Genomic DNA, 12,795 nt, shown 5'->3' with positions numbered 1-12,795 from the left:
CGCCCAGCATCGGGCTAAGCCATTCAGTATTGAGGGGGCACCATGAAGTTCTTCTTGGACACCGCTGACATTGAAGAGATCAAGACCGGGATCAAGTGGGGCGTCGTTGACGGCGTCACCACGAACCCGTCGCTCTACGCGAAGGTTGGCGGCTCGTACGAGGAGATCCTGAAGGAGATCTGCGGCCTTACCAAGGGCCCGGTCTCGGCTGAGGTCATGAGCGATGACGCCGACGGCATGGTCAAAGAGGGTCTCGCCTTTGCGAAGATCGCTTCGAACATCGTCGTCAAGGTCGCCCTGACGACCGCCGGCCTTGAGGCAATTAGCCGCCTCGCCGCCGAGGGGATCAAGACGAACTGTACCCTGATCTTCACCGCGAACCAGGGGCTCATGGCGGCAAAGGCGGGCGCCTCGCTGATCAGCCCATTCGTTGGCCGACTCGACGACATCAATGAAGACGGGATGATCGTGATCCAAGAACTCGCCGAGATCTTCGCGAACTACGAGGGGCTCGACCACTGCGAGATCCTCGCCGCCTCGATCCGCCACCCACGACACGTCACAGAGTCGGCACTGGCGGGGGCGCACGTGGCGACGATGCCACTCAAGGTGCTTGAGCAGATGACGAAGCATCCACTCACCGATAAGGGGATCGCGATCTTCAAGTCGGACTGGGCGAAGGCCACCTCCGAGAAGTAGCTACGGGCCCGATCCTGCGGGCTCTTGACGAGCGGCAGCGGCTGCCATAGAGTTCACTCACCCCCCCGAACTGCACAGTGAACGCGGCGCAGTTCCGCCTACCAGGGATGCAGCCACCCACAGATAGAGGAAGGTATCCAACTGATATGAACGACGGACGAAACCGCGGCCCACGACGACCACCCCGCCGCGGCGGACCGAACCCAAACTCCATGCGCATGCCGCAGAGCGCGCTTCCGGCTGACGTTGAGGTGCTCTCCGAGGCCGACCTTGCCGCCGAAGGCCTCGTCACCTTTGCCGCTCTCGCCAACATGACGGCGACCGAACTGATTGCCGCGGCAAAGAGGCTCGGCGTCGTGGCCACGCAGCAAGAGGAGCTCACCGCGGTCATCCAGAAGATCCTCACGGCGCAGGCCGACGAGCAGGGTCAGATCTGGGCGGAGGGAATTCTCGAAATCGTCGACGACGGCTACGGCTTCATTCGACGCAATGGCCTCCTGCCAAGTGCCGACGATGTCTACGTTCCGTCGCCAATGGTGCGCCGACTCGGCTTGCGCCAGGGCGACACGATCGGCGGCGTCATTCGCGCACCGCGCGAGGGCGAGAAGTTCTGGGGAATGCTCCGTATTGAGATCGTCTCCGGCACCGACCCAGAGTCGGCGCGACAACGTCCACACTTCGGCGACCTCACACCGATTCACCCGATTGAGCTGATCAACCTTGAGACGGTCCCCTCGAACCTCTCGCAGCGCCTCATTAACCTCGTAAACCCGATTGGCAAGGGGCAGCGCGCCCTCATCGTCTCGCCACCGAAGGCCGGCAAGACGAGCCTACTGAAGCAGATCGCCCAAGGCGTCACGGCGAACTACCCAGAGATCTCCCTGATGGTCTGCCTCATCGGCGAGCGACCCGAAGAGGTCACCGACATGCGCCGCTCTGTAAAGGGCGAGGTTATCTCGTCGACCTTCGACGAGCCGACCGAGAACCACACGCATGTCGCCGAGATGGCGCTTGAGATTGCGAAGCGCCGCACCGAGGCCGGCGCTGACGTGGTCGTGCTGCTCGATTCCATCACCCGACTGGCGCGTGCCTACAACTTGGCGCTTCCACCATCCGGGCGAACGCTCTCGGGCGGTATCGACCCAATTGCCCTCTACCCACCGAAGCGCTTCTTCGGTGCAGCGCGAAAGCTCGAAGAGGGCGGCTCGCTCACCATCATCGGTACCTGCCTGGTCGACACCGGCTCGAAGATGGACGATGTGATCTACGAAGAGTTCAAGGGGACGGGTAATTCCGAACTTGTGCTCGACCGCAAGTTGGCCGAGAAGCGCATCTTCCCGGCGATTGACGTGCAGCGCTCCGGCACCCGCCGCGAGGAGCTCCTCCTTGACGAGGGGACACTCAAGATGGTCTGGACAATGCGCCGCATGCTCTCGGCCGTTGGCGCCAATGAGGGGATTGAACTCCTGCTCAACCGCATTGCCAAGACCGAGTCGAACGCGCAGTTCCTCGCCTCGCTCACCAAGGGCACTGAGGGGTCAAACCCCTCGTAGCCCACGCACGAGGCACCGCGTGTGCCAGGGTGCCCCGCTCGGCGGCATAGCCGAGGGGTAGACTAAGGCGGAGATCGGAGGCTGGAATGCCAGATGTGAAGCGCCAAAAAACGTCTGCCCGCGGATCCCAGCATCGCAATGTGCGAGCTGGAAGTCCCACCTTCCGCCTCGCCGCGGCCATCCGCCGTCGACTCCTCGCCTTCCGATCGTTCCTTGAGCGTAGCGGTGAGCGTGCCATCCGGCTGAGCCTCTTCCGCGCTGGAGAGTTCCTGAGGCACCCGCTCCCTCGACGAGTCCGTGTTCACCCCACCCTTGCAACCCGCACCACTGGACTTGTGGTCGCGACAATCGCCCACAAGGTCACCCCAGCGCTTGAGGAGCGCGGCATCCTTCGGTCGCTGCGTCACCGACGGCGCTCACTCGACTCAGGGTTGCGCAAGCTCGGTCGTGAGCCGGAACGAGCGATGCCCGCCGTGATCGCAGGGCTCTTAAGCGTCGCGATTATTGCAAGCCTGCTCCCAGGACCAACCGTCGACGCTCGCACCCAGGCGCTGGATGACGGCGGTATGGGTGTAGGCATGAGCGCAGCGTATGAGCCAACGTTTACGACGGAGTGGGGCGGTACCGAGAACCCAGACCAATTTGCCTCAGATGGCATCGCAGAGAACACCGCAGTGTCTGACGGCGTACTCATTGGAGAAACTGCAATAGAGAGCACCTTCTCGATGCGTGCGACCGAGGTGGTTGTGCAAGCCCCGGACTCAGTTGTTGCGACAACGGCAATCGACGGGCCGATCTTCCTTGACGATGGAACACTAGAGCTCCCCGCCGCGATTGACATCGTTGTGGCCGACGGCCGCGATCACGTGCTCATTCATGTGGTCGCACGCGGTGAGACGCTTGCCGCGATCGCGAAACGATACAAGATCTCCTCAATGGAGCTGATCTGGTCGAACGGCCTGCAGTCCGCCGACAATCCAGCGGTGGGTAAGCGCCTTCGCGTTCCTGATACACGCGGCATCGTCGTGACGGTGCGTGAACACGAAACGCTCAAGTCGATCGCATCAAAGTATCGAGTTACACCCACAACCATTCGTACCTACAACAAGCTAAAGGTGGTGGACCTTGTACTAGGGATGGTCCTGGTGCTCCCTGGTGGACGAGGCGCTGCGCTACCAACATTTACTCGAGGCGATGGGCTTATCGGCTATACGGGACCACTTCCGGCGGTCTACAGCGGCGTGAAATTCCGATACCCCGTACCGGGTGGTCGATATGTGCGTGGATTTACGCGCTCCCACCTCGGCATGGATATCTCTAATGCCTACGGTGCCTCAGTCGTCGCCGCAGGTGACGGCGTCGTGGTCTTCACTGGGTGGCGCAACAACTGCGGCGGCTACCAGGTGATCATTGCGCACGGATCAAATCTCTACACCGGCTACTACCACCTCTCCGGCATCGTCGCGAGCACCGGCCAAAAGGTGACGCGTGGAACTCGCATCGGACGCATCGGCCAAACTGGCTGCGCGACCGGCCCACACTTGCACTTCGTCGTCTCTCGAGGATTCCCGCTTGCGGGCTCCTCGACGCTCTACAACCCAGCGCGCTTCCTCCCGTAACGCAATGTTTCTTGACATTGTAGAGATCCACCTTGCCGCCGGGCGCGGCGGTGATGGCGCATCGACGATGCGTCGCGAGTCACATGTGCCACGCGGCGGCCCTGATGGCGGCGACGGTGGCCGCGGTGGCAGCATTTACGTTGCGGTTGATACGGGACAGACGACCCTGCGGGACTTTGAGGTCAAGCGGCGATACGTTGCAGGCGACGCGAGTCAGGGCGGGAACAAAACGTCGCACGGCAAGGCTGGGCGCGACTTGGTGATTGGCGTGCCACCAGGCACGGCAATCTTTGATGCAAAGAGTGGAGACCTGATCGCAGACCTGGTTTCGCGGGAGCAACATGTGTTGCTGGTGCGAGGCGGCCGTGGTGGCCTTGGCAATGCGCACTTCACCACGGCGACACATCAAGCCCCCCGCCACGCGCAAAAGGGGGAGCCGGGCGAGCTGCGCGAGGTGCGCTTTGAGTTGCGACTGATCGCTGATGTTGGCCTTGTTGGGCTGCCAAATGCAGGGAAGTCCACGCTACTCGCCGCCATCACCGCGGCGCAGCCAAAGATTGGTGACTACGCCTTCACCACCCTCGAGCCGAACTTAGGTGTGTTGGAGCTGGGCATTGATGATGGCCGTCGACCGACTGTTGCCGATCTTCCAGGGCTGATTGAGGGGGCATCTATCGGTGCGGGTCTCGGCTTCGCCTTCTTGCGACACGCCTCTCGCACGCGCGTGCTGGTACACGTGGTGGACGCGTCGGCTCCCGACCCTGTACGTGACGCCGCGATCATTCGCACGGAGCTCGAGGCGCATAACCCAGCCCTGCTCGAGAAGACGACCCTCGTTGCCCTCAACAAACTAGATCGCCCAGAGGCGAAGGCTCGCGAGGCGGAACTCACCGCTGCGTTCCGCGAGCTAGGTCTCCATGTGCTGCCGATCTCTGCCGCGGGCGGCGAGCGAGGGGAGGGGATCGCTGCGCTGCGCGACGCCTTGGCAGACCTTCTCCCTGACGCAGAGACGCTCTCGTATCCGGCTGAGCCTGCGGGCGTGGTGGTGCACCGCATCAATCCGATCGCCTCGATTGGCTTCGAGGTCAGCCGCGAGGGTGAGGGGTTCCGTGTTCGAGGTAAGGCAATTGAGCGACTCGTTCACCAGACCGACTTTGCTCGCGAAGAATCTGCAGAGCGATTCCAGCACGAGCTCGCCCGCCAAGGGATTGAGTCTGCGCTGCGAAAGGCGGGATGCCGCAGCGGCGACACCGTCACGATCGGCGAACTCTCACTTGAGTGGGATGACCCTGATGACGCGTCACTTCTCAGCGCGGCCGAAGAGGCAGAGGCACTTGAGCTTGATGGCGTTCTCTTGGCCGCAACTCCGAACAACGACGGGGAGAGCGAAGGGTGAGTGGGATCGGGGTCCTCGGTGGCACGTTCGATCCGATCCATGATGGCCACCTTGCCCTCGGTCAGGCCGCCTTCGAACTCCTGAAGCTTGACCACGTGCTCTTTGTTCCCGCCGCACGACCACCCCATAAGGTTGCCGATCGCGTCACCGATCCTGAGACTCGCTGCCGCATGGTCGCACTTGCGATTGCCGGAAACCCAGCCTTTGAGATGAGTCGCATGGAGATTGATCGCCCTGGACTCTCGTACACGATTGATACACTTCGAGCCATCGCAGCGGAGCGGCGCGAAGGTGGCGCTGCGCCCGAGCTCACGCTGATCCTCTCCGTTGAGTCACTCCTCGGGTTTAACGCGTGGGAAGACGCAACGGGCATCCTTGACCTGGCGCGGGTCGCAGCACTGCCGCGGCCCGGCACGCCAACTCCAGACCGCGCCTGGCTTACGCGCCACTTCCCGGGTAGGGAAGACCGCTTCCTCTATCTCGACGGCTTCCATCTCTCTCACGCTAGCCGAGAGTTGCGCGCGTTGGCAGCGCGCGGTCGCTCCCTGCGTTACCTCGTCCCTGGCGCAGTTGCCGACCTCATCCGACGTGAGGGGCTCTATCGCGGTCGACCAGAGCTAGTGCTCGAGCGCCCTGTCGAAGTGGAAGATGTACCCGTTGATCCAGCCTCGTAATTGCACAGCCGTTAGTGCGGTACGCTGAGGTCATGTCAACCAAACAGCAAACTGCCATTGAGCCGCATGACCTTGCGCGAAAGGTTGCCCTCCTTGCGGAAGAGAAGAAGGCGGCCGACATTCTTGTTCTAGACGTCAGCGGCCTCACCACCGTCACTGAGGCGTTCGTGATCTGCACTGGTGGCTCTGAGCCACAACTTGCGGCGATCACGGAGAGCATCGTCAGTGGCATGGCCGAAGACGGCATCACTCCGGCTCACCGCCATCGCGCGGCGGCCTCACACTGGATCGTCTTAGATTACGGAAGCGTGATCGTGCATATCTTCACGCCGCCAGAGCGCGACTTCTACAAGCTTGAACAGCTCTGGTCTGATGCGAAGGTGCTCGTCCGAATCCAGTAGCGCTACTTCGGGAGCAGGCTCTTCACAATCCGATTGATATCGCTCTGGCGTGGGCGCCAACCCAACTGACTGTGCGCCCGTGAGATGTCAGCCACGAGGCGGGGCGGATCACCGGCGCGGCGGGGGTGCTCTTGTACGTCGATGCGCGCGCCCGAAGCCTTCTCGAAGGCCTTGATCGCCTCGCGAATACTCGTGCCTGCGCCGCTCCCAATGTTGATGGCACTGAAGCCGCGCCCCTCTTCGGCGGCAAGCTTCTCAATCGCGGCAAGGTGCGCTGCGGCAACGTCGGCAACATGCACATAGTCACGGACGGCGGTGCGGTCGGGGGTGGCGTAGTCGTTCCCGTAGAGCTCGAATGGCTCCCCTGTGCGCGCGGCGTTCATGAGGCGTGGCAGCAGGTGTGTCTCTGGGTTGTGGCGCTCTGTCACCTGTTCCGTTGCCCCCGCAACATTGAAGTAGCGCAGCGCAATTGCAGTGAGCCCGTGCGCCGCAGAGTAGGCGCGAAGAACCTGCTCAAAGGCGGCCTTCGTTGCCCCGTACGGGTTAACCGGCGCAAGGGGGAGCTCTTCATGGAGCACGCTTGATGAAGAGGCGCCATAGACCGCCGCGCTTGAGGAGAAGATGAGCCGCTTCACGCCAACGGCGATCGCCGCGTCGAGCAGGGTGATGCTGCCGACGAGGTTTGCCTTGAAGTAGCGCTCTGGCTGGGCCACGCTCTCGGCAACGATGCTCAGCGCCCCGATGTGCAGGATCGTGTCGACCCGTGCATCACGGAGCAGGCTCTGCATGCGATCCCCGTCGGCATAGCTCCCAACGATCGAGGAGGCCTCATTTGGGATCGTGTCGGCGTGTCCCGCCGAGAGGTCATCCAGGATGACCACACGATGGCCGCTGGCGATCAGGGCATTGGCGCTCGCCGCGCCGATGTACCCGGCCCCACCCGTCACCAAGATCGTTTGTGACTCTAGCGTCATACCGAGAGTCTACGCGATGGAGTCACGCCCCTCGCTTGCAACGATGCGTTCGCTCCATGCAAGGAGGTCACTCCCGGCATTCGCCACGCGACGATGGGCGACGTCATCAACGAGTCGCGCAAGGAGTGCGGCGACCCACGGCCCTGGTGTGCGACCGAGGTGAGCCATCAGCTGATCGCCCCCGACGGCGAGGTCGCTCGCTGCGGCGGGAGCCTGCTGCTCATCACCCTGCACGCATGCGTTGAGGAGTGCGGTGGCTGCGCGACTGGCCCGACCGGCGGCGGCACGGCGGCGAATCTGTCGCGCGGCATCTCGTGGGTCACCAGTGGTAGCGGCCGCCACGATGCGCAGCGCTGCCCCATCAAGATGGCCCCGTTCCGCCTCGCTCTCTGCAGCAGCCACGGCACGATCGAGATCGCGAATCTGCTGAATGGCTGCAACCGTTGCACGCGGCCGGCGCCAGGATTCAAGGAGCGCTGCAACATCCTCATCATCGGCGATCGGCAGGAAGAGCTCGCTCATGCGCCCCAGGGGGTCTGGCGCATCGGAGAGCGCGTCGCCACCGACCGCCTCGACGCGCGTGCCAACCTCGGCGCTCCATTCGGCGGCAAGTGCTGGCGCGATGGCGGCGAGGATGCCGAGCTCTGCAGCGAGTTGCAGTGCACGTGCTGGTCGCTCGGCGGCGAGAACCCCGTCGATCTCCGCGCCGATGCGCTCACCAGAGAGGCGCGCAGCGAGTGGGGCATCGCGCTTGATCGCTGCGGCGGTTCCTGTCTCCAACGACAAGTTGAACCGTGCAACAAACCGGATCGCGCGAAGCATGCGCAACGTATCTTCAAGGAATCGTTCGGTCGGATCTCCAACGGCGCGCAGTACACCGTTGGCCAGATCGTCGATGCCACCGTGTGGGTCGACGATGGCTCCATCAGCAACTGGATCGGCGCGGCGACTTGCGCCAGGGGCGAGGCCGTAGGCGATCGCGTTGATGGTGAAGTCTCGGCGAGCCAGATCGCCCTCAATACGTGGGAGGAAGGTGACCTCGTCGGGGCGGCGAGCGTCACTGCTACCGCTATCAGCGCGGAAGGTGGTGATCTCGCGCACCACTCCGTCGATCGTTGGAACCCCAACGGTGCCAAATCGATTCTCATAGGTGGCGTGTGGAAAGAGAGCACGCAGCTGGTCTGGTGTGGCCTCGGTGGCAAGATCCCAATCTGCTGGCACTCTCCCAGCGATCACATCGCGAACGGCACCACCAACAACGTAGGCGCCAAACCCTGCCGCTCGCAGCGCGCGCAGTAGGTCAGCAACGTCGCGAGGGATGGCGGCGCGAACCGCCGCCGCGGGGGTCACGCGCCGCTGGCCGCCGCGCTATCAGAGATGAAGAGAAAGTCGCGCCATGCCGAGTAAGCGTCGTGCCGCAGGTATGGCAAGAAGACGGCGTATACGTCACAGCGCGGCTCGTACGGTTTGCGTCGAAGCGCAAGGCCTGCAGCCTCGGGGAGGCGGTCGCCCTTACGGTGGTTGCACGCCATGCAGGCGGTGACCAGGTTCTCCCACGTCCAGGTATCGCCGCCGCGGCTCTTCGGCACGATGTGATCAATCGTCAGAGATACGCCGGTGCGGCCGCAGTATTGGCAGGCATGGCCATCGCGCGCAAAGATCTCCTTGCGGCTCAACTTGGCGCGCGGGCGTGGGCGGCGCACGCGATGGCGCAGTCGCACCACAGAGGGTGCCGTCCAGCTACGCGATGCGCTGCGGATCGGTTCACCTTCGGCGAGGATCTCGGCCTTGCCACCCAGCACCAGTCGGAAGGCGCGCGGCAGTGAGGCGACGTTGAGCGGTTCGTAGTCCTGATTCAGAACGAGAACTTCACTGTTCATATGAGCGCGATCGTAGCAGGGGATCTGCGCCTTTCGCACCGCCGGTTAGCCCACGGCGGACGGGGAGATATGCGAGAATAGGGGCATGCCGGCACCGAAGCGCGCCAAGACGTCGACCTGGGCCACGAAGAGCGGTCTCGCCCAAATGCTGAAGGGCGGCGTGATCATGGACGTCGTTAACCCGGCGGAGGCGAAGATCGCCCAAGAGGCTGGGGCCGTTGCCGTTATGGCACTGGAGCGCGTCCCGTTTGACATTCGTCGCGACGGGGGAGTTGCCCGCATGAGTGACCCCGACATGATCAAGGGGATCCAGGCAGCTGTCTCCATCCCAGTGATGGCAAAGGCACGTATCGGCCATGAGATCGAGGCGCGCATCCTAGAGGCGCTCGATGTGGACTACATCGACGAGTCAGAGGTGCTCACCCCCGCCGACGATCGCTACCACCTCAACAAGCACGGCTTCAAGGTGCCGTTCCTCTGTGGCTGCAAGAATCTCGGTGAGGCGCTTCGTCGCATCAACGAGGGCGCCGCAATGATGCGCACCAAGGGCGAGGCGGGAACTGGCAACATCGTTGAGGCGGTGCGCCACATTCGTACCGTTACCGAAGAGATCGCCGCACTCAAGGGACAGAGCGAGAAGCGTTTGCGTGCCGCCGCCAAAGAGATGCGCGTCCCCTACGAGCTCGTCAAGCTCACCGTCAAGGCGGGTCGACTCCCTGTTGTGAACTTTGTTGCGGGCGGCATTGCCACGCCGGCCGATGCGGCGCTCTCCATGTGGCTCGGCGCCGACGGCGTCTTCGTTGGCTCCGGCATCTTCAAGGCGGAGAACCCGGCGAAGACTGCGGCCGCAATCGTTCAGGCAACCACGCACTGGAAGAACGCCGCCATCCTTGCCGAAGTTTCGGCGGGCCTTGGTGAAGCAATGAAGGGGATTGAGATGCGCACCATCCCCGAGAGTGAACGCCTCTCCAATCGCGGCTGGTAGCACCGTGGCGAAGCGCCGCACCCCGCCGATCATCGGCGTCCTCGCAGTGCAGGGTGACTTTGCTGAACATCTCCGCATGCTGGAGACACTTGGTGCTGAAGGGCGAGAGGTTCGACTTCCAACAGATCTCGATGATGTTGACGGTCTGATCCTCCCTGGTGGGGAGAGCACTGCGATGCGCAAGCTACTGGATCGCTGGGATCTAGTAAAGCCAATCAAAGCGTTGGCGAAGCATGGCGCGCCAATCCTGGGCACCTGTGCGGGAGCGATCCTACTCGCAACGAAGATCGCCGATGGTGATGAGCCGGTGCTCTCCCTTCTTGATGTTGAGGTGCGGCGCAATGCGTTTGGGCGCCAACTCGAGTCCTTCGAAACGAGCCTGGTCATGGAGGGCCTCGGCAACGCCGGTCGATCACGCACCATTCAGGCTGTCTTCATTCGTGCCCCTGAGATCGTGAAGGTTGGCCCGTCGGCGCGCGCCGTCGCGACGCTAGAGGATGGCCGGATCGTGGCGGCGCGCCAGGGGCGGATCCTTGGCATCGCCTTCCACCCCGAGATCACCGGAGAGACGGGCGTGCACCGCTGGCTTGTTACCGAGGCGTTAGCGGCCGCGCTCTAGGGGCCAAAAGAGACGCACGACGCGACGGCGCGCGAATCGCACGCTAAGATTTGCCGATGAGCCTTGCTCGCGACCCCCACGAGGAGCCAACCCCGCAGGGGATCCAAGATGAGGCGATCGTCGACAACCTCGACCTCCTTCTCGCCTGTCTCCCTTCGGAGATCGTCGCCGCAATTCGTGAGCTGGCCACTCACGAGAATCTCGCCGCCGGCCGAGATGGCTTACTTGAAATTGTTCTCGATCTTGGCCGCCAACCTGAGGCACGCATCACATCGGGCGACGTCACGCTACTTGAACGCGAGATCACCGACGAAGACTTGAACTGGGTCATCGCACGCATCGGCAACTTTGGTGGTGACAACCGCGCTGGAATCGAACGAACGTTGCACCGCATCTCGGCGATTCGCAATCGATCGGATCGAGTCGTTGGCCTCACCTGCCGTGTCGGTCGCTCGGTCTTCGGCACCATTGAGATCTTGCGCGACCATATCGAAGCGGGCCGATCAATTCTGATCATGGGGCGACCGGGTGTCGGTAAGACCACCATGCTCCGCGAGGCGGCACGCGTCCTCGCCTCGGAATTCAGCAAGCGCGTGGTGGTGGTCGACACCTCGAACGAGATCGCTGGCGACGGTGACATTCCGCATCCAGCGATCGGCAAGGCGCGACGAATGCAGGTGAGCGCTCCAGAGCGACAGCATCTCGTCATGATTGAGGCGGTCGAGAACCACATGCCCGAGGTGATCGTCATCGACGAAATCGGCACCGAGGCTGAGGCGATCGCCGCACGAACAATCGCCGAGCGCGGCGTGCAGCTGATTGGCACCGCCCACGGCAACAGCCTCGACAACCTGATGTTGAACCCAACGCTCACTGACCTGATCGGCGGCATTCAGAGCGTCACCCTCGGTGACGACGAGGCACGCCGACGCCGAACGCAGAAGAGCGTGCTAGAGCGCAAGGCACCACCAACCTTCGATGTGATCGTGGAGATCATTGATCGCGACCACATTCTTGTGCACGAAGATGTCGCCGGCACCGTTGATGCGCTGCTGCGTGGCGACGCGGTAGCCCCAGAGGAGCGCTGGCGCGACGAGGGTGGCGTTCGTCGATCACATGCGCGCATTCGACCTGGTCAGACGGCGCAGGGTGAGTCACGCCGATTCGGCGGGCTAACCCCAGGTGATGATCGCCGCGGCCGACGCAGTGATCGGAGTGATCGTAGCGATGAGGGGCGGGGCGGCTGGCGGCGAAACCGCGAACAGGCGCGACACGTTGAGACCACTCCGGGCGGTACGGCGACTCCAGTGATCCGTGCATTTGAGGGTGATCCCGTTGGCGGTGGCAGCTGGCGACCCGAGCGCGGCTGGAGCCATGAGTCAATGGCTTCCACCATCGCTGAGATGGATCGCGAGCTGATCGGCCGAACGGTCGGCGGCGCGCTGGTCCCAGCGGAGTGGGATGAGGCACCGAGCGCTGATGACGACGACGGGCGTGAAGTGAGTCAGCTCCCTGAGCTTCGCGTCTTGGCGCACGGCATCTCGCGCAAGAAGCTTGAGGCGGCGATTCGCGAACTCGGGCTCCCAGCAACTACTGCGCGAACCGCCGATGAGGCCGACGCGGTGGTAACGATCCGCAATGAGTTCAAGCAGCGCGGCACGCCGATTGTGGATGCCGAGCGACGCGGCGTTCCGGTGCATGTGCTCAAGAGCAACGCCTCCGAGCAGATGGAGCGCGCGCTCCTTGATATCTACCAGTTGCCACACGACCCGCGCGAGATCGCCATGCGTGAGGCCAAGATGGGGATCGAAGAGGTGGCGCGCACCAAACATCCCGTTGAGCTTGCGCCACAGAACGCCTACATCCGTCGACTGCAACACCAGCTCGCTGGCGACGCCGGCGTCACCAGTAGTTCGCGCGGCCGCGATCCACATCGACGTGTTCGCCTTGAGCCGCAGGGACGCTCTTCGAGCACCCCGCGGCGACGTCGCTAAG

The 12,795-nt window shown here is 63.2% G+C and carries 12 protein-coding genes; 9 read left to right on the top strand and 3 right to left on the bottom strand.

Going from position 1 to position 12,795, the window contains the following annotated elements:
• Positions 1-42 precede the first annotated feature (42 nt).
• The 6 genes from fsa to rsfS all read left to right on the top strand — a co-directional run bounded on the left by fsa (position 43) and on the right by rsfS (position 6,342).
• The gene (gene fsa / locus AC3LB0_RS03500; RefSeq protein ID WP_488649781.1) at positions 43-699 is read left to right on the top strand and encodes a fructose-6-phosphate aldolase; all 657 of its coding nucleotides are present in this window, start codon (positions 43-45) and stop codon (positions 697-699) included.
• Between the two features lie 146 nt (positions 700-845).
• A complete protein-coding gene (gene rho, locus AC3LB0_RS03495; RefSeq protein WP_488649780.1) occupies positions 846-2,252 on the top strand; it encodes a transcription termination factor Rho in 1,407 nt (468 codons plus the stop codon).
• A 140-nt stretch (positions 2,253-2,392) separates the two neighbouring features.
• Positions 2,393-3,871 carry a peptidoglycan DD-metalloendopeptidase family protein gene (locus AC3LB0_RS03490; RefSeq protein ID WP_488649779.1) on the top strand — a complete coding sequence of 493 codons (1,479 nt, stop codon included), beginning with the start codon at positions 2,393-2,395 and terminating at the stop codon, positions 3,869-3,871.
• Between the two features lie 4 nt (positions 3,872-3,875).
• On the top strand, positions 3,876-5,267 hold the full coding sequence (obgE, locus tag AC3LB0_RS03485) for a GTPase ObgE (protein WP_488649778.1): 1,392 nt from the start codon (positions 3,876-3,878) through the stop codon (positions 5,265-5,267).
• Positions 5,264-5,941 carry a nicotinate-nucleotide adenylyltransferase gene (gene nadD / locus AC3LB0_RS03480; RefSeq protein ID WP_488649777.1) on the top strand — a complete coding sequence of 226 codons (678 nt, stop codon included), beginning with the start codon at positions 5,264-5,266 and terminating at the stop codon, positions 5,939-5,941. Before obgE ends, nadD begins: the two co-directional genes overlap by 4 nt.
• A gap of 32 nt (positions 5,942-5,973) precedes the next feature.
• Positions 5,974-6,342: a ribosome silencing factor gene (rsfS, locus tag AC3LB0_RS03475; RefSeq protein WP_488649776.1), complete on the top strand. Its 369-nt coding sequence runs from the start codon at positions 5,974-5,976 to the stop codon at positions 6,340-6,342.
• 2 nt (positions 6,343-6,344) lie between these two features.
• Here rsfS and galE read toward each other — a convergent pair whose 3' ends face one another.
• Genes galE through AC3LB0_RS03460 form a run of 3 tightly spaced genes read right to left on the bottom strand, consistent with a single transcriptional unit; the run spans position 6,345 to position 9,196 of the window.
• Positions 6,345-7,316, bottom strand: a complete 972-nt coding sequence (gene galE, locus AC3LB0_RS03470) for a UDP-glucose 4-epimerase GalE (protein WP_488649775.1) — start codon at positions 7,314-7,316, stop codon at positions 6,345-6,347.
• Positions 7,317-7,325: 9 nt separating this feature from the next.
• Entirely contained in the window at positions 7,326-8,666 is a 1,341-nt protein-coding gene (locus AC3LB0_RS03465) for a CCA tRNA nucleotidyltransferase (RefSeq protein WP_488649774.1), read from the bottom strand.
• Positions 8,663-9,196: an HNH endonuclease gene (locus tag AC3LB0_RS03460; RefSeq protein WP_488649773.1), complete on the bottom strand. Its 534-nt coding sequence runs from the start codon at positions 9,194-9,196 to the stop codon at positions 8,663-8,665. The genes AC3LB0_RS03465 and AC3LB0_RS03460 overlap by 4 nt, the downstream gene beginning before the upstream one ends.
• Before the next feature lie 85 nt (positions 9,197-9,281).
• Between AC3LB0_RS03460 and pdxS the strand changes: the two genes are divergently transcribed.
• Genes pdxS through AC3LB0_RS03445 form a run of 3 tightly spaced genes read left to right on the top strand, consistent with a single transcriptional unit; the run spans position 9,282 to position 12,794 of the window.
• Complete coding sequence (pdxS, locus tag AC3LB0_RS03455; RefSeq protein WP_488649772.1) at positions 9,282-10,181, top strand: pyridoxal 5'-phosphate synthase lyase subunit PdxS; 900 nt, start codon at positions 9,282-9,284, stop codon at positions 10,179-10,181.
• Positions 10,153-10,800, top strand: coding sequence for a pyridoxal 5'-phosphate synthase glutaminase subunit PdxT (gene pdxT, locus AC3LB0_RS03450; RefSeq protein ID WP_488649771.1), 648 nt, complete (start codon positions 10,153-10,155; stop codon positions 10,798-10,800). The genes pdxS and pdxT overlap by 29 nt, the downstream gene beginning before the upstream one ends.
• A 56-nt stretch (positions 10,801-10,856) precedes the next feature.
• Positions 10,857-12,794: a R3H domain-containing nucleic acid-binding protein gene (locus AC3LB0_RS03445; RefSeq protein WP_488649770.1), complete on the top strand. Its 1,938-nt coding sequence runs from the start codon at positions 10,857-10,859 to the stop codon at positions 12,792-12,794.
• Position 12,795 lies beyond the last annotated feature (1 nt).

This window comes from Candidatus Limnocylindrus sp. (assembly GCF_040397235.1).
In the GTDB taxonomy this organism is placed as follows: domain Bacteria; phylum Chloroflexota; class Limnocylindria; order Limnocylindrales; family Limnocylindraceae; genus Limnocylindrus.
This window is presented reverse-complemented; position numbering and strand designations above follow the sequence as displayed.

Coding starts and splice junctions, on each gene's coding strand:
- fsa (WP_488649781.1), top strand. CDS start 43: ATGAAGTTCTTCTTGGACACCGCTGACATTGAAGAGATCAAGACCGGG.
- galE (WP_488649775.1), bottom strand. CDS start 7,316: ATGACGCTAGAGTCACAAACGATCTTGGTGACGGGTGGGGCCGGGTAC.
- pdxS (WP_488649772.1), top strand. CDS start 9,282: ATGCCGGCACCGAAGCGCGCCAAGACGTCGACCTGGGCCACGAAGAGC.
- AC3LB0_RS03460 (WP_488649773.1), bottom strand. CDS start 9,196: ATGAACAGTGAAGTTCTCGTTCTGAATCAGGACTACGAACCGCTCAAC.
- AC3LB0_RS03445 (WP_488649770.1), top strand. CDS start 10,857: ATGAGCCTTGCTCGCGACCCCCACGAGGAGCCAACCCCGCAGGGGATC.
- rho (WP_488649780.1), top strand. CDS start 846: ATGAACGACGGACGAAACCGCGGCCCACGACGACCACCCCGCCGCGGC.
- obgE (WP_488649778.1), top strand. CDS start 3,876: ATGTTTCTTGACATTGTAGAGATCCACCTTGCCGCCGGGCGCGGCGGT.
- rsfS (WP_488649776.1), top strand. CDS start 5,974: ATGTCAACCAAACAGCAAACTGCCATTGAGCCGCATGACCTTGCGCGA.